Here is a 16,754-nt window from a genome sequence, read left to right on the forward strand (position 1 = left end):
GTCGACGATCGCTGCCCGTGGTGGTCGCGTCCAACGGCTCGCGATTTCGAACCTCCGCCGAGGGCGCATATGCAACTATAACGCCTACACGACCGAGCCGTCTATCCGGGTTCGTATGGAGTTTCGGAAGCGGTCACCGGTTCAGTGGGTCGTTCGAAACAGACGTCTCGTCGGCTATCTCTTCTCGTTTGTCGTCGTCGTGTTCGTCCAGACGATGCTGTACTGGTGGGGGATGGCCGAACTGGAGGGACGTCCCCGGTCGCTGCAGGAGTCGCTCAACATCATCGTCCAGTCGCTGACCTCGACCGGGTACGGCCAGGACGCGCCGTGGACGTCGACCGGAATGCAGGCGCTGATGATCGTCGCACAGTTCACCGGGATCGCGTTCATCGCCGTCGCGATCCCGCAGTTCGTCGTCCCCTGGGCCAGGGCTGAGCTCACCGAGACCCGGGTCCCCGACGCGCTCGAGGACGCCGAGGACCACGTCGTCATCTGGGGGTACACCTCGCTGTGTGCGAACCTCGTCGACGACCTCGAGGCCCGGGGCGAGCAGTACGTCATCGTCGAGGACGACGAGGAGCAGGCCGAGCAACTGTTCGAAGAGGGACGAAACGTCGTCCACGGCGACATCAACGACGACGAAACCCTGCGAAACGTCCACGTCGAGGACGCGCTCGCTGTCGTCGTCGGCACGCGGCGCCAGGAGAACGTGATCGGCACCATCCTCTCGCTGTCCGAGTCGAACCCGGATCTCGAGATCATCTGCCTGATCGACGATCCCGAACAGTCACGATACCTCCGGTTCGCCGGTGCGACGACGGTGCTCTCGCCGAAACACCGGCTCGGAAAGAGCCTCGCGGACAAGGCCCAGAACGTCGTCAGCACCGACCTCGAGAACGTCGAGGACTTCGACGCCGACCTCGAGATCGCCGAGTTCCCGGTGACCGACGACAGTCCGCTTTACGGCCAGCGCCTCGACTCCCTCGCCCCCCTCGAACGGACGGGCGCGACCCTCGTCGGCGTCTGGCTGCGCGGCGAGTTCGTTACCGACCCCTCGAGCGAGGCCGTCGCCGACGAGAACACCGTCCTCGTCGTCGCGGGCACCGAGTCCCAGCTCGAGCGGATCGAGTCGATCGCGGAGTCGGGGGGACGATCCTCGACGGCCGGCCCGGTGATCATCGCGGGCCACGGGGTCGTCGGCACGACTGCCGAGGGGATCCTGCGAAAGGCCGACCAGGAGACGACGGTGATCGATACGGAGCCGGGAGACGGGATCGACGTCGTCGGCGACGCCACACGCATTCCGACCTTCGACGAGGCCGGTATCGGCGACGCCGAGACCGTCATTCTCGCCTTGCCTGACGACGACGACGCGATCCTCGCGACACTCGTCGCCCGCCAGGCCGACGACGACGTCGAGATCGTCGTGGCGGCAAACGACGCCGACAGCGCGAGCGAGCTCTACCGGGCGGGCGCGGACTACGTGCTCGCCCTCCCGAAGGTCGCCGGGCGGATGACGACGCTCGATCTCTTCGACGAGGACGTGATGACGCTTCGCGAGCAGATCCAGCTCACCCGAACACACGCGCCGGAGCTCGAGGGGACCCACCCGAACGACGAACGGATCCGGGAACGAACCGACTCCGTGATCGTCGGGGTCAAACGGGACGATGCGCTCCGCACGGAGTTCGATGAGGATCTGGAGCTTGAGACCGGCGACGAAGTCCTCGTCGCGGGAACCGACCGTGGCGTCTCCAACTTCAAGACGGAGTTTGGCGAACGCGAGGAGTGATCGTCCGCGACGGTACCACTGTTTTTCCCGACTCCGTGGCTCGAGTGCAGTTCCCGGTCACGAGACGGTTCGACGAGCGTGGGGTCGAAACCCCGCTTCTCCAGCGGCAAGATCGCGTTCCCGAGACGTCGACGACGGGATCGCTCGTGACGGTTTCGACACCGTCTCCAGCGTCAGATCCGAACCCGACGCGTACTCACGATCGGTGCTCGGCTGCGCCCGTTTCGTTCGGAACGGCTCTCCTCCTGACGGGTCGGTTACCGAACTCGGCCACAGAGCGCGGATATGATGACTGTTGTGCGCGATTTGTGTCGGCTATTATCGCTACATCATAACGTCTTTATGTCCCAACCCAGGTTTACCGGGTACTGATGGCTGCAGACCCGAACCGGGTTGCAGATACCAACGACGACGAATCGGACACTGGAGCAGCAACTACCTCCCGAGCGGTATCACCGTCCAGACGGCGGTTCCTCTCCGCCGCGGCGGTCGGCTCGGCGACCGCACTCGCGGGCTGTGCCGAGCTCGCCGGCAGCGACACCGACGAGATGCTAAGCGTCTGTGTCTGGAGTGGAAACTACGCCGACCGCTTCGAGGAGGGGCTCGTCACCCAGTACGAGGACGAACACGACATCGAGATCGACGTCCAGCGCGGGTGGAACGAGATCCTCGACGAGATCCGGCAGGCGCCGGACGACGACCCACCGTACGACGTCACGGTCGCCGAGGGGAACTTCTACTACTACGGTCGGCAGGACGATCTCTTCGAGCCGATCGACGAGGACAACGTCCCCAACAGCGACGAGATCATCGATTTCTACGCCGAGATGCGCGACACGGAGTACGGACTCCCGGTCGACGGCGCTCCCTGTACGATCATCCACCGCGAGGACGCCGACGTCGACCCCGAAACCTGGGGCGATCTCTCCTCGGAGGCCGTCGAGGAGAGCCAGGGGATCGGCGTCGACACCGGCTTCTGGTGGTACCCGCTTTACGCCGCCGCGATCGCCATGGACGACGCGGAGGGTGCCGAAGAGATGCACGACGAGGAGCTCCACGACGACGTCCTCGAGACGGTCGAAAGCTGGAACATCCAGACCTGGGCCGAATCCGGCGAGGACATCTGGCAGGACTTCGAGAACGACGTCATCGACGTCGCCCAGTGGTACTACGACCAGACGGCCGCCGACATCGACGACTACGATGGTCTGACCCACACGATGCCCGAACAGACCACCGGCTGGTTCAACAACTGGTGTGTGGTCAGTGGCACCGATATGCAAGACGAGGCCGAGGAGTTCATCAACTTCCTGCTGGACGGCGACGTCCAGACGGAGTGGGCCCAGACCCACCCCATGGTCTTTAGCAACGAGAACATCGAGTACCCCGACGAGTACGCCGACGACCTGCCGACCACGACGGAGGAAGCCGAGAACATCGCCTTCCCCGACTGGGAGTACCTCGCGGAACACGAAGCCGACCTCGACGACGCGTTCACGAGCATCCAGCAGAGCTCCTGAGCGCCGAGACGACTACTACCCGCCTTAATCGAACTTACCGAGACCAATGTCAGAAATCACGCTGTCCGAACTCGAAAAACAGTACGGCGACACGACCGCCGTCGAGGACGTCTCCGTCGACATCCGCGACGGCGAACTGTTGTGTCTGCTCGGCCCGAGTGGCAGCGGCAAGTCCACGACGCTGCGGATGATCGCCGGCCTCGAGGAACCGACCAGCGGCCAGATCACGATCGACGGGATCGACGTGACCGCACAGTCGGCCTACGAACGGAACACGTCGACGGTGTTCCAGGACTGGGCGCTGTTTCCCCACAAGACGGTGTTGGAAAACGTCGCCTTCGGGCTGAAGATGCGCGACGTCCCGAAAGAACAGCGCCGCGAACGCGCCGAATCGATGCTCGAGCGGGTCCAGATGGGCGGCTACGGTGACGAGGACCCGACGAACCTCAGCGGCGGCCAGAAGCAACGCGTCGCGCTCGCCCGATCACTCGCGGTCAACCCGGACGTGCTGTTGCTCGACGAACCGTTGTCGAACCTCGACAAGCGGCTCCGCGAGGACATGCAGATCGAACTTCGGGAGATCCACGAGGACGTCGAGGAGACGTTCGTCCACGTCACCCACGACCAGGACGAGGCGTTCACGCTGGCCGACCGTATCGGAATCATGAACGAGGGGAAACTGATCCAGGTCGGCGAACCCACCGAGGTCTACGAGAACCCGGCAAACCGCTTCATCGAGGGCTTTCTCGGCGATACGAACTTCGTCGAGAGCGAGGTCGTTCGCGTCACTGACGACGCCGCCTACGTCGAGACTGAACTGGGCTACGAACTCGTCCTTCCGTCGGACGGAGCCCCCGACGTTGCCGAGGGGACCGAACTGACGCTGTCGTTGCGCCCCGAAGTGCTCTCGATCGAGCAGGACGCGGCTGCCGACGCCGTCGAGGGACACGAACAGCCGGTGCTTGCCGACGGCAGCACGGTCAACGCCGTCGTCGGCACCGTCGAGAACGTCCTCTACCGAGGGTCGACGGTGCGGTACTCCGTCTCTGTCAACGGAACGTCGATGTTCGCCGAGCGAACGGGGACGAACACCGGCGCCTTGACCGCCGGCGACGAGATTCGCATCGAGTGGGAAGGAACCGACGTCCTCGCGTTCCGGCCCGACGGATCGCGGGTCACGCTCTGAAAACCGATGACGGAGACAGCCACACGTATCCCGACGTCGCTCGCGGCGGTTCGAGAGCGGATCGCCGGCCAGTCCAGTTCGAACCGGGCCCTGTTGTTGATGGCCCCGCTGCTCGCGTTCGAACTCCTGGTGTTCGTGATCCCGTTTTTCATCCTGCTGCGGATCAGCGTCGCGGAGTCGTCACCGGACTTCGTCTACGCCGAGGGAACCGTCTCGCTTGAGGCGTACGCAAGCGTCCTTACCAGCGACCTCGTCTGGAGCATCGTCGGCTACTCGTTCCTCATCGGAGTCATCGTCACCGTGCTATCGGTCTTCATCGGGCTGTTCTACGCGTACGCGATCTGGCGATCGACAGGACTGATCAAATCGCTCTTGCTGTTTTCGGTCGTGTTGCCGCTGCTCACGACGCTTGTCATCAGAACGTACGCGTTCCAGCCGTTGCTGTCGCCGACGGGAACGATCAACGAACTGCTGCTCTCGCTTGGACTGCTCTCGGAGCCGATCGCGTTCTACCCCGGCACGGTCGCCGTCGTCATCGGACAGCTCTATATCGTGCTGCCCTACGCCGTGTTGGCGATCTACAGCGTGCTGGCGACGATGGACTGGCACGTCGTCGAGGCCGCACGCGACCTCGGCGCGAGCCGACCCCGATCGATACTCGAAGTCGTCGTCCCCCAGGCGATGCCGGGGATTATCGTCGCGACCGTGATCTCCTTTGCCTGGAGCGTCGGCTCCTACGCGGCACCGGGAGTGCTGTCGAACAATCTCACGTTCGCGATCCAGGTCGAGGACATGATGTACGGAATGCGCTACCCCGAAGCGGGCGCGTTCTCGGTGCTCATGCTCCTGTTGATGCTCGCCTGTATCGCCGTCATCTTTACCGTCCTCAACCGGTTCGGAGGTGAGTTCGACCTTGCATAGAGAAACCCTCGAGACCGCCGCCTTCCGCGCGGGCTATCTGTCGTTGCTCGTGTTCATGTTGCTCCCGTTGCTCGTCGTCGTCGCGACGTCGTTCTCCGGCACGGGACGGCTCGCGTTCCCGCCCGAGAGCTACTCGCTCGCCTGGTACGGCGAGTTCCTCGACAGCGTCCGCTGGCTCGACGCGTTCACGAACAGCATCGTCGTCGGTGTCGGAACGGCGCTCGTCGCGACGGTACTCGGCGTGACCGGTGCGTTCGGGCAGGAGCTCGACGACGACAGCTCGATGGGGCGGCTGCTCGCACCGCTCGTCCTCGTCCCGCTGTTGATTCCGCCGGTTATCCTCGGAATCACGCTGTTGATGTATTTCAACGAGATCGGTCTGCGTGGCTCTTACGCGAGCATTATCCTCGCACACACGCTGTGGGCGACGCCGCTGGTCTACTTCGTGATGCGGTCGGTGTTCAGCCGGTTCGACTGGCAGCAACTCGACGCTGCCCAGGACCTCGGTGCCGGCCCGGTCCAGTCGTTCGTCCACGTCGTGTTCCCCAACGTGCAACACGGGATCTTCGTCGGCGGGCTGCTCGCCTTTATCATCAGCCTCCAGGAGTTCGTGATGGCGCTGTTCCTCTCGACGCCCGAGACCCAGACGATCCCGGTGATCGCCTGGACCGAGATCCGACAGGCGCTGGATCCGGTCGTGAGCGTCGTCTCGACGATTCTGGTCGTCATCTCGATCGTCGGCATCGTCCTCGCGGTGGTCGCGACGAACCTCGAGTGGCTGTCGAAACAGCTCTCCTGACGGCCGCTCCCGTTCAGTAGCTGAACTGAATCAGCGCCGAGCCGACGAGGACGATCATCGACGCCGAGGCCTTCTGGGCGAGTGTAAACGGGTCGAACTGCTCTTCGAGTATGGCCGGTGCGAGCTTCGAGAGCGTGAGCGCGCCGACGAACACCATCATGACGTCGAGCTTGGTGATCGCGGTCGCCAGCGAGACGGGGCCGTTCTCGAGGGCCCGGATGAACGTAAAGAGACCGACGGCGTTGAGTAGCCCCCCGACCAGCAACAGCTTCGTCCCCTTCGTGAGCCGAACGCGACCAGCGAGCAGGTCGGCGGGATTCGGTTCGACCCCGCCGTCGGCCCGGAACGGAACGACCGCGGCGATCGAGGCCAGGCCGCCGAGGCTGATCCAGAAGAGGATCTCGACGGTGCCGAAGCCGTCGGTCAACACCTTCATGCCGGTGTTAAAGACCGCGAAGGCGATCGCGGCCAGGATCGCGACGCCGACCGTCGAGAAGGTGAGACTCTCGCGGATCGAGCCGGCCTCCCGGTCGTAGGAGATGAAGAGTGCGCCGAAGACGACCAGTCCAACGCCGGCGTAGACGCCGGACGGGAACGCCTCGTCGAGCACCAGAAAGCCCAGTACGAGCACGAAGACGGTCTCGATCGACAGCGCCGGAACGAACCGGGAGACGTCGCCGTTGACGAGCCCCCAGTAGTAGATGCCGTAGGCGATCGTCGAGACGACGCCGAACCCGAGCGCGACTGCGATCGGAACGGGTTCGGCGCCCGGGACTCCCTCGCCGCCGACGCCGCCGAGACTGTTGCGGATTGCGGGCCACTCGAGGACGAGCCCGACGAGAACGTAGACGGCGTAGAAGGGGATGCAGTTGTAGATCGCCAGCGTCAGTGGGTCGTCGATCTCGACGCCGCTGACGACCTTCGAGAGCAACGCGATCACGGAGTAGATCCCCGCGGTCAGGAGGGCATAAAGGAACCAGGTCGATATCACGGACGGCTCACCCCTCGACGGGAGCCGTTCGGCCGGAGCTGATCGGTGTCGCGGTCCCGGCAGCGGCGACCGCACTCGTCGGTTTCCATCAGTTTCGACCGAATGACTCGAGTCCTAAGAGTTCCCTGCAAGGGAGTGGAGGGCGTCACGCACTCACACGCAAGGTTCGTCGCCGCTCCTGGGTGGTACTCGATCGCTCGAATCGCAGGGGCAGACGGAAAAGAGCGCGGCAGAGACACTGGATAGGCCGTCCGCCGCGCCGATCGCCCGCACCCGATAGCGATCGAGACAGTGTTCGAACGCGGGGCGAAGCTTCAGGTGGGCGTTTCCTGTACGCGGGCTATGACCGACGACACCAGCTGGCGTCACTCGGTGTTTCGGTGGACAGTCATCGAGGGCAACCGGCTAACCGTCGCCGGCGTGCTCCTCGGCGGAATCACACTGCTGTTGCTCGCCTTGCTCGTCGTGAACCTGTTTCCGCGGGCGCCCGGCGAACCGCTCTATCTCCTGTTCAGCTCGTTTCTCGGCGGAAACCTTACCCTCATCTCGGTCGTCATCGCGATCAACCAGCTCGTGTTCTCGCGAGAGCTCGGCTCGCCGGGTGATCTGGAGCAACGAACCCGCAACGCCGTCGAGTACCGTGATCAGGTCCAGGACGTGATGGACCGGGCGGTGAGCCCGGTGATGCCGGGGTCGTTCCTGCTCGTCCTCCACGAGAACCTCGGCAAGCGAGCCCAGGCGCTGCGCGAGACGGTGACGGATTCTCTCGACGGTGATCTCTCGGCGGAGATCGACGAACTCGTGGGCGCGCTTCGAGGCGACGTCAGAACCGTCACGAGAGCGGTCGACACGCCCGGCGCGGACGAACAGATTTTCGGCGCGATCGCGGCGACGCTGGGAACGACACAGGCCGAGCAGCTGTACGATCTCGCCCGGATCGAGACGGAGTACGACGCGCAACTGACCGACGAACAGCGCGAGCTGTTCACGTCGATCCGCGAGCACCTGTTGCACATCGACGTCGCCCGGAAGTACTTCCGGACAGTGTACATCACGAAGGAGCTCTCGTTTCTCTCGCGGGTACTGCTGATCATCGGCCTCCCGGCGCAGCTGTTTCTCGCCGCGACGCTCGCGGTGTACGATCTCGCGGCGATCGAGGCACTTCCGGCGGCAGGAATCGTCGCTGCGACGCTCGTCGCCATGGTCGCCTGCTTCGCGCCGCTTGCGGTCCTGGCGTCGTTCGTTCTTCGGCTGTCGTGGGTCGCACAGCGAAACGCGACCGTGATGCCTTTCGCAGCCTCCGAGAAGGATTACACCCTGTTCTCGACCGACGAGTGACGGGTGGGACGTCCTCGAACCGGGGTGGCGCTCGGGCGAGCGATACGCCTCTCGTGTCGCCGATCCGCGCTCCGACGTTCCCTACAGGAAACGGAACGTCTCCAGGTTCTTCGGCGCGAACGTTCGCATGTTGTAATCGTGGTACAGCGCCGAGGAGAGGTCCTGCGTGGAGCGTTCGTCGCCGTGGACACAGAGGACCTTCTCGGGGCGGGGGTTCATCGTCTTGACGAAGTTCTCGAGGCCCGCGCGGTCGGCGTGGCCGGAGAAGCCGTCGACGGTCTCGACGTTCATGTTCAGCGAGAGCGTGCCGCGGCCGCCGCCGTTGCCCATCGCGCCGACCTCGCTTGTCGGAATCTCGTCCCAGCCGTTCTGGATGCGTCGGCCGAGGGTTCCCTGGGCCTGGTAGCCGACGAAGACCAGCGAAGAGTCCGGATCGGGGCCGAGGTGGCTCAGCCAGGACATGATCGGGCCGCCGGTGACCATCCCGGACGTCGAGAGGATGATACAGGGGCCGCCGTCGGCGACGTCCTGTCGTTCCTCCTCGCCGCCGTCGATGTGGTTGAACTGCTCGGCGAGGAAGGGGTTCTCGTCCTCGTGGAAGATCCGATCCCGCAGATCGTCACGGAGGTACTCGGGGTAGGTCGTGTGGATCGCGGTCGCCTCCCAGATCATCCCGTCGAGGTGGACCGGCATCTCCGGAATGTCGCCCTTACGCATCGCCTCCTCTAAGACGAGCATGATCTCCTGGGAGCGCCCGACCGCGAACGCCGGAATGAGGACCTTTCCGTCGCGGTCGTAGGCCTCGTTGATGACCTTCTTGAGCTTGCGCTCGGAGTCCTCCTGGTCGGTCTGGTAGTCGTTGCGACCGCCGTAGGTCGACTCCAGCACGAGCGTTTCGACGCGCGGGAAGTCGTTGACGGCGCCGTTGAACAGGCGCGTGTCGTCGTAGTGGATGTCGCCCGAGAACGCGACGTTGTAGAGCCCGTCGCCGATGTGGAAGTGCGAGACGGCCGAGCCAAGGATGTGGCCGGCGTTGTGTAGCGTGAGTTTGACGTCGGGCGCGATGTCGGTGACGTCGCCGTACTCCAGCGGGATGGTGTGTTTGATCGCCTCGCGGACCATCTCGGACTCGTAGGGCGGCGACCGACCCTCCTTGGACGCAACGTCGAGGTAGTCGAGGGTGAGCAGCCCCATCAGATCCCGCGTCGGCTCCGTACAGTAGATCGGACCGTCGTAGCCGTACTTGAACAGCAGCGGAATGAGCGCGGAGTGGTCGAGGTGGGCGTGAGTGAGCACGACCGCGTCGATCGTCTGGGCGCCCGCCCCGAGCGCCTCGGGGGCGTGGAGGTACGGCACCTCACCCTCGGCGCCCGGTTTGTCGCCACAGTCGATGAGGACGCGGGTCTCAGGCGTCGAGAGGATAAAGGAGGCCCGACCGACCTCCCGGCAGCAACCCAGCGTCGTGATCCGGACGTACTCGTCGTCGGACATCTCCTCGCGGTGGATCTGTCGGCCCACTCGCTCGAGGATGTCACGTCGGTCGTCGCGTTCCTGTTTGAGGAAGCTCCGAACGTTCGAGACCGTCGAGGACTCGATCGGCGGCGTGCGGACGACCTCGGGGGTCCAGCCGACGCTTTTCGTGATATCCCGGAGCGTCGAGCCGTGACGGCCGATGACCATCCCGGGTTTCTCGGCCTCGATGACGACCTCGCCGGTGTCGGCGTGGAAGTCCAGATCGGTGACGCCGGCCTCCTCCGGGATGACGTTCATGATCTGCTCGCGGGCCTCGTTGGGTCGCGAAAGGACGCTCGGATCCGGGCGGACGGTAATCCGCTTGCGGAGCTTGCTCGCGAGCTGCCGGATGAGATCACCCTGCTGGGCGAACTCCTTGGGGTCGCGCGTGTAGACGACCAGTTCCGGACCTTCGTACTTCACCGAGGAAACCGAGATATCGTTCGGTAACTCGCTCGTGATCTCTGCTTTCAAATCGTCGAGTTGCTGCTCTACAGTGCTCATAATCGCCAGTTGTCGATTGCGTGAACTCGCCGACGAGGGAACGCCGAAACCGTCGGAGCGAACGCACCACCGCGGGGACCGTCGGTGGCTCGTCGGTCGCCGATCCGCAACCGCTGCAGTACTGCCACGGACTGCGATCGACGGCACCGTCGGACAACGGAGGAGCCGTTCCGTCCGGTGTCTCGAGTCATCTGTGGTGATTCGTCCGACGAAGACGCTCCCAGGTCGGTTATCCTGGTTCGTGCGGGACAATTCCAGGGAGAACCCGCTTACCCGAGGCTATTCTTTGCGTGGTATAAAAGCCTTCGCAAAACCCAGGGTGGTTCGGCTCGAAACGGCGGTATGCACCTCACACCGGACCGCGTCGCCGCCGAGTATGAGTGGGTTCTCGAACGCGCTGACACCGTCGTCCCGATCATCAACGACGTGCGCGACGACCTCGGCTCGATCTTCGAAACCGACGTCGATCCCGTCACCGAGGACGCCTACCGCGAGGAGGTCGAGATCGTCTTCGCCGACGGCGACCTCGCGGTCAATGTCGCCGCGATGGTCGCGATCTTGCGGAACCTCGACGTCGACGGGGACTACCCCGGCTTCATTGTCGACGAGATCGTCGGCCGCGAGCTGGCGGCGACGATCGCCGGCAGCCAGCCCCTGCGGACGCTGGGCGAGGCGACGTTTCACTACGCCGACCTGCAGGTCCACGGCGATGAGACCGAGAATGCCGGCGTCGACGACTGCGAGGCCGCGCTGGCCGCGGGCTTTCAGGAACGGCTACCGGGCTGGAACTGGACCGAGCGGGAAAGCCCCTTTAGCGTCCAGTAGCAGTTAGCGTCGGATTACGCGTCGGCGTCGTCTGCGTCGAGCTCCGGCTCGTCGTCGGCATCTCCGCCGTTTTCGCCGTCGGTCGCGTCGTCGTCACCGTCCTCGTCAACGTCGCCGTTTCCGTCATCCTCCCCGTCGGCGCCGTTTTGGTCGTCGGCGTCTTCCTCGTCGGCACCGTTTTCGTCGTCGGCGTCTTCCTCGTCGGCACCGTTTTCGTCGTCGGCGTCCTCCTCGTCCGGTTCGATCTCCTCTTCCTCCGGATCGATCTCCTCCGGCGCCGGCTGCTGTTCCTGCTCCTCGAGGATCCGATCGTAGGCCGCCCCCTCCGAGAGCGAGGCGATCGATCCCCCCTTGAGCTCGTCGACGATCGTCTCTGCGTCGCCGTCGATCCGGTAGAGCCCGTACTCGGCGCTTGCGTCCTCGATCTCGAGCCCGTCGTCGTCCTCGGCTCGCGCCTCGAAGTCGTCGATCGCGTTCTCGACGAGTTCCTGCTGGCGCTGCTGGGCCTCGGCCATGTCGAGTTCCTCCTCGGCGACCTGCTCCTGGAGCTCCTCGATCTCGGCGGTGCTCGGGCCGACGACGGCCGTCAGGACGTCGTCGTACTCGCCGCCGTCGTCGCTCAGCGGGTTGAGGTCGGCACAGCCAGCCAGCGCCGCCGCGGCGCTCGTTCCGGTGAGCTGAAGGAATCGGCGGCGGTCGTGTTCGCTTGTCATTGGTGGTTTGAACCCATCCCCCGACGAAAATAAGGGTTTTCGATCGGACAGGACGTCGTCGATCGCGCGTCGGTCCGGGCCTCTTATCTCTCTCAGCCGGCTACGCCGATCCGTGACCTCCGGTACGCGATCCCCGCAGGCGACGACGCTCGAGCGACCCGCCCTCGAGGACGCGCGCGACGCGATCGTCGACGGCATCGAACGCGAGGCGATGATGACCGTCTTCGGGCGTTGCACCGTCGACTACGACGGGCGGGCCTCGAGCCAGCTCGAGGCCGGCGACCGCCACCTCATGCTCAAACCCGACGGCGCGGCGCTCGTCCACACCGACGAGGGCCAACAGCCCGTCAACTGGCAGCCTCCGGGCTGTGAGCACTCGGTTCGCTGCGAGGACGGCGCGCTCGTGATCGAGAGCGTGCGGTCCTCGCCGGAGGAACGGCTGGCCGTCAGCTTCGAGCTGGTGTTGCAGGTCTCGACGTTCGCGGGGTCGGATCCGACCGAACTCGCGGTCGTCGGCACCGAGGAGGACCTCCGCCAGCGGATCCTCGAGGAGCCCAGGCTGCTCGAGGAGGGGTTCACCCCGCTGGCGACCGAGCGGGACACGCCCGCGGGAGCGGTCGACATCTACGGCGAGGACGCGACGGGCCGATCGGTCGTCGTCGAGCTCAAGCGCCGACGGGTCGGTCCCGACGCGGTGAGCCAGCTCCGGCGCTACGTCGACGCCCTGGAGCGGGATCTCCACGCTGACGCCTCGGTCCGGGGCGTCCTCGTCGCACCCTCCGTAACCGACCGGGCCGATCGGCTGCTGGCCCGCCACGGCCTCGAGTTCGTCGCGCTCGAGCCGACGGAGTGAGCTACGGCGCGTAGGTCCCCTCGAGCGTCGCGTCCGCGAGAACGTAGCCCTCCATCGCCTCTCGGAGGCCGTCGGCGTCGGTCCCGGAACCGAGGTCGAAACTCGTCTCGAGCGCGAAAACCGCAAACCGGTAGGTGTGCTCCCGATCTGGGGGACTCGGGCCGCCGTAGCCGACCTCGCCGAAGTCGTTGGTGCCCTCCGTCGCGTCGTCGTCCGACCAGTCCTCGGGGATCGTTCCGGTCTCCGCGGGAACGTTCCAGACGACCCAGTGGTCCCAGATCGTCCCCGCGGGCTCGACCGCGTCGGGATCGTCCACGATCAGCGCGAGTGTCTCGGCGTCCTCGGGAACCCCGTCGATCTCGAGGGGCGGGTTGACGTTATCCTCGTCGTAACCGTACCGATCGGGGATGCGTGCGCCCGAATCGAACGCGGGACTCGTGAGGGTAAGCGTCGCCATCACTCGGCTCTCCCACTTCATCTACGAAGTAAGTTACACCGGAACACAGTGACATCGGTGTCAGCGCGAACTTATCCCTCTCGGTTTCCTAGCCCCGGTGATGGCATTCGCCTCTCGACTCACGAACCGCAGCGACAGCGACGAGGGTTCCCCCGACCGCACCGAGCCGACCGATGACGACGGGTCGGTCACCGACAGCGCGCTCTTCCGTCTCGGGCGCGTCCTCTTCGGGGGCGTCCTCGCGTTCAACGCGATCGACAACCTGCGGAACCTCGAGGAGCGCATCGGCTACGCCGAGTTCAAGGGCGCACCCGAACCCGACCGCACCGTCCCGGCAGCGAGCGTCGGCCTGCTGCTTGGCGGACTCGGCGTCGTCCTCTGGAAGCTCCCGGCCGCGGCCGCGCTGGGAATCGCTGGCTTCCTGGCCGGTACGACCCCGGTGATGCACGACTTCTGGAACCAGGACGATCCCGAGGAGAAACAGCAAGAGCAGATCCAGTTCCTGAAAAACACGGCACTGTTCGGCGCCGCGCTCGCGTTCGTGCGGGTCGCCCGTCGCTCGAAGTAACGCCGACGATCGCTTCGTTGCCGTTTCGACTACTCCTCGAGCAGCCGCTGTAACCGATCGAGCTCCGTCAGCGCCTCGACGGGCGTGAGGTGGGCCAGTTCGAGCTCCCGGAGCTCGCTTGCGACGTCGTCGGGAAGCGCCTGACTCCCGCCGTCGGTCGACGCCGGAACGTGGGGCTCGGCCGCTCGGCCCTGCGGGTCGGACTGGGAGTCGGGACCGTCGATCGCCGGCTCGTCGGCGTTTTCCGCGACGAGCTCCCGGGAGCGCTCGACGACGTCCTCGGGGACCCCCGCGGCGGTCGCGACCTCGACGCCGTAGGAGCCCGTCGCCGAACCGGGGGCGATCTCGTGGTGGAAGACGACCTCACCCTCGCGTTGCTCGACCTCGAAGTGCAGCGTGAACGCAGCCGGGAGCTCCTCGGCCAGCTCGGTCAGCGGGTGGTGGTGGGTCGCGAACAGCGTCGTCGCGCCGACCTCGTCGTGGAGGTGTTCGGTGATCGCCTGTGCGATCGCCAGCCCGTCGGCCGTCGAGGTCCCGCGGCCGACCTCGTCTAACAGGACCAGCGAGCGTTCGTCGGCCTCCCGCAGAATGGTCGCGAGCTCGTCCATCTCGACCATAAAGGTCGAGCGCCCGCCCGCGATGTCATCGCTGGCGCCGACCCGGGTGAAGATCCGGTCGACAGGCGAGATCCGGGCCGATTTGGCGGGAACGAAGCTGCCGACCTGGGCCAGCAGGACGATCTGGGCTACCTGGCGCATGTACGTCGACTTCCCGGACATGTTCGGTCCCGTGATCACCGCCAGTCGCCGATCGGGCGAAAGGTCGGCGCCGTTGGGGACGAACGACTCTTGGGTGCGCTCGACGACGGGGTGGCGCCCGCCCTCGATGTCGATCTCGAGGTCGGCGTCGCGCTCGCGGATCTCGGGTCGACAGTAGTCGTACTGGGCCGCGACCGTCGACAGCGAGACCAGGGCGTCGACCGTCGCCAGGGCGTCGGCCAGCGCCTGGACGCGCTCGACCTCGTCGGCGACCGCGCTTCGCACCTCGCAGAACAGCTCGTACTCGAGCTCGTCGGCTCGCTCCTCGGCGCCAACGATCTCGTCCTCGCGTTCCTTGAGCTCGGGCGTGACGAACCGCTCGGAGTTCTTTAGGGTCTGGCGGCGCTGGTAGTTCTCGGGTACCGAATCGAGGTTCGGGTTCGTCACCTCAATGTAGTAGCCGTGGACGGAGTTGTAGCCGACCTTCAGCGAGTCGATCCCGGTTCGCTCGCGCTCGCGGGCCTCGAGGTCGTCGATCCACTGCTTTCCGTCCCGCGCGGTGCCCCGGAGCTCGTCCAGATCCGCGTCGTACTCCTCGGCGATGATCCCGCCTTCGGTGATCTCGATGGGCGGGTCCGAGACGACGGCGTCGTCGATCAGCTCGCGGACGTCCGCGAGGGGGTCGAGCTCCTCGTGGAGCCGCTGGAGGCGATCGCAGTCGGCGTCGGCGAGCACCTCACGGATCTCGGGGACCACCGCTAACGTGTCCCGCAGCGAGCGCAGGTCCCGGGCGTTGGCCCGCTCGCGGGAGATCCGTCCGATCAGTCGCTCGAGGTCGTAGACGTCTCGCAGCAGCTCGTACAGTTGCTCGCGGCGCCGGACCGCGCCCGTCAGCTCCTCGACGGCGTCGAGACGGGCCTCGATCCGGTCCGGTTCGAGCAGCGGTCGGCGGAGCCAGTCCCGGAGCGCCCGTCCGCCCAGCGCGCTGGCCGTCTCGTCGAGGACACCGACCAGCGTTGCGTCCTCGTGAGCGCGGACCGCGCGGGGTTCGAACAGCTCGAGGCTCCGCAGGGCAACAGCGTCGAGCAGCAGGTACTCGCGGGGGTCGTACCGGGTGAGGTGGGTGAGATACTCGAGGCGGCTCCGTTCGGTTCCGTCGGCGTTCTCGTCCGCGTCGCTCTCGGCACCGCCGCGGGCGTACTCGGCGTACTCCAGCAGGGCGCCACAGGCCCGAATCTCGGCGTCCGCGGCCAGCAAGGCGTCGGGTTCGCCGAAGTACCCCGAGACGGTGTCGGTCGCGCGCTCGAGGACGAACGCGTCGGGATCGAACGGCGTCACCATGCAGTCCTCCGGGAGGGGGTCGGCGCTCGCGTCGGGGCCGACGACGGCCTCCGAGGGTGCGAACCGGCTCACCTCGTCGGCGATCGCTTCGGTCGAGGTCGAACTCGTCGCGAGGAAGTCGCCCGTCGAAACGTCAAGTAAGGCGACGGCAAGCTCGTCAGTGCTTCGGCCGTCGCCGTCCCCCCGTGCCAGCGCGGCGACGAAGTTGTTGTCGTCGCTGGCCAGCAGCTCGTCCTCAGTGAGCGTTCCGGGTGTGATGACGCGGGTGACTGCTCGCTCGACGACCCCCGGTGACTCGCCGGGCTCCTCGATCTGGTCGGCGACGGCGACCCGGTAGCCGGCCTCGAGCAGCTCCTCGATGTACGACTCGGCGTTGTCGACCGGGATCCCGGTCATCGGATACTCGCCGGTCGAGTCCTCGCGGCTGGTCAGGGTCACCTCGAGCAAGCGGGCGGTGCGTTCGGCCGCACCGCAGAACGTCTCGTAGAAGTCCCCCACCTGAAAGAGCACGAGCGCGTCGTCGTAGCGCGCACAGAGATCGTGGTACTGACGCATCATCGGCGTCAGCTCGTCGCGTTTCTCGGCCATCGCGTCTGGCGGGCCAAGCGCCGGATCCATACCCGCACTCGGCCGCTCGGCGGGGAAATAACTTGCTGGATCGGCGCTCGACTTCCGG

Annotated in this window: 14 protein-coding genes; 9 read left to right on the forward strand and 5 right to left on the reverse strand. The window is 65.8% G+C overall.

Annotation, left to right across the window (positions count from 1 at the left end; genetic code table 11):
- The first annotated feature begins 115 nt into the window (after positions 1 to 115).
- The 5 genes from NATOC_RS13485 (at position 116) to NATOC_RS13505 (ending at position 6,218) form a co-directional block, all read left to right on the forward strand.
- Entirely contained in the window at positions 116 to 1,792 is a 1,677-nt protein-coding gene (locus NATOC_RS13485; protein WP_015322005.1) for a potassium channel family protein, read from the forward strand.
- 371 nt (positions 1,793 to 2,163) lie between these two features.
- Positions 2,164 to 3,312, forward strand: coding sequence for an ABC transporter substrate-binding protein (locus NATOC_RS13490; protein ID WP_015322006.1), 1,149 nt, complete (start codon positions 2,164 to 2,166; stop codon positions 3,310 to 3,312).
- Between the two features lie 46 nt (positions 3,313 to 3,358).
- Entirely contained in the window at positions 3,359 to 4,498 is a 1,140-nt protein-coding gene (locus tag NATOC_RS13495; RefSeq protein WP_015322007.1) for an ABC transporter ATP-binding protein, read from the forward strand.
- A 6-nt stretch (positions 4,499 to 4,504) separates the two neighbouring features.
- On the forward strand, positions 4,505 to 5,419 hold the full coding sequence (locus tag NATOC_RS13500; RefSeq protein WP_015322008.1) for an ABC transporter permease: 915 nt from the start codon (positions 4,505 to 4,507) through the stop codon (positions 5,417 to 5,419).
- Positions 5,412 to 6,218 carry an ABC transporter permease gene (locus NATOC_RS13505; protein ID WP_049888771.1) on the forward strand — a complete coding sequence of 269 codons (807 nt, stop codon included), beginning with the start codon at positions 5,412 to 5,414 and terminating at the stop codon, positions 6,216 to 6,218. The genes NATOC_RS13500 and NATOC_RS13505 overlap by 8 nt, the downstream gene beginning before the upstream one ends.
- A 13-nt stretch (positions 6,219 to 6,231) precedes the next feature.
- Here NATOC_RS13505 and NATOC_RS13510 read toward each other — a convergent pair whose 3' ends face one another.
- Positions 6,232 to 7,209, reverse strand: coding sequence for an EamA family transporter (locus tag NATOC_RS13510; protein ID WP_015322010.1), 978 nt, complete (start codon positions 7,207 to 7,209; stop codon positions 6,232 to 6,234).
- 342 nt (positions 7,210 to 7,551) lie between these two features.
- Here NATOC_RS13510 and NATOC_RS13515 point away from each other — a divergent pair, with 342 nt between their 5' ends.
- Positions 7,552 to 8,547: a hypothetical protein gene (locus NATOC_RS13515; protein ID WP_015322011.1), complete on the forward strand. Its 996-nt coding sequence runs from the start codon at positions 7,552 to 7,554 to the stop codon at positions 8,545 to 8,547.
- An 81-nt stretch (positions 8,548 to 8,628) separates the two neighbouring features.
- Here the strand turns inward: NATOC_RS13515 and NATOC_RS13520 are convergent, their stop codons facing one another.
- On the reverse strand, positions 8,629 to 10,563 hold the full coding sequence (locus NATOC_RS13520; RefSeq protein WP_015322012.1) for a beta-CASP ribonuclease aCPSF1: 1,935 nt from the start codon (positions 10,561 to 10,563) through the stop codon (positions 8,629 to 8,631).
- 342 nt (positions 10,564 to 10,905) lie between these two features.
- Between NATOC_RS13520 and NATOC_RS13525 the strand changes: the two genes are divergently transcribed.
- Positions 10,906 to 11,388 (forward strand): hypothetical protein, encoded by a 483-nt coding sequence (locus NATOC_RS13525; protein ID WP_015322013.1) that lies wholly within the window; start codon positions 10,906 to 10,908, stop codon positions 11,386 to 11,388.
- A 14-nt stretch (positions 11,389 to 11,402) separates the two neighbouring features.
- Here NATOC_RS13525 and NATOC_RS22865 read toward each other — a convergent pair whose 3' ends face one another.
- Positions 11,403 to 12,101: a hypothetical protein gene (locus tag NATOC_RS22865; RefSeq protein ID WP_015322014.1), complete on the reverse strand. Its 699-nt coding sequence runs from the start codon at positions 12,099 to 12,101 to the stop codon at positions 11,403 to 11,405.
- A 112-nt stretch (positions 12,102 to 12,213) separates the two neighbouring features.
- On the opposite strand from NATOC_RS22865, the gene nucS reads away from it, so the two are divergent.
- Positions 12,214 to 12,954, forward strand: a complete 741-nt coding sequence (nucS, locus tag NATOC_RS13535) for an endonuclease NucS (protein WP_015322015.1) — start codon at positions 12,214 to 12,216, stop codon at positions 12,952 to 12,954.
- A gap of 1 nt (position 12,955) precedes the next feature.
- On the opposite strand, the gene NATOC_RS13540 is transcribed toward nucS, so the two are convergent.
- Positions 12,956 to 13,411, reverse strand: a complete 456-nt coding sequence (locus tag NATOC_RS13540; protein ID WP_049888932.1) for a YbhB/YbcL family Raf kinase inhibitor-like protein — start codon at positions 13,409 to 13,411, stop codon at positions 12,956 to 12,958.
- Positions 13,412 to 13,511: 100 nt separating this feature from the next.
- On the opposite strand from NATOC_RS13540, the gene NATOC_RS13545 reads away from it, so the two are divergent.
- On the forward strand, positions 13,512 to 13,979 hold the full coding sequence (locus NATOC_RS13545; protein WP_015322017.1) for a DoxX family membrane protein: 468 nt from the start codon (positions 13,512 to 13,514) through the stop codon (positions 13,977 to 13,979).
- Between the two features lie 29 nt (positions 13,980 to 14,008).
- Here NATOC_RS13545 and mutS read toward each other — a convergent pair whose 3' ends face one another.
- Positions 14,009 to 16,696 (reverse strand): DNA mismatch repair protein MutS, encoded by a 2,688-nt coding sequence (gene mutS / locus NATOC_RS13550; RefSeq protein ID WP_015322018.1) that lies wholly within the window; start codon positions 16,694 to 16,696, stop codon positions 14,009 to 14,011.
- Positions 16,697 to 16,754: the final 58 nt, after the last annotated feature.

This window comes from Natronococcus occultus SP4 (genome assembly GCF_000328685.1).
Taxonomy (GTDB): domain Archaea; phylum Halobacteriota; class Halobacteria; order Halobacteriales; family Natrialbaceae; genus Natronococcus; species Natronococcus occultus.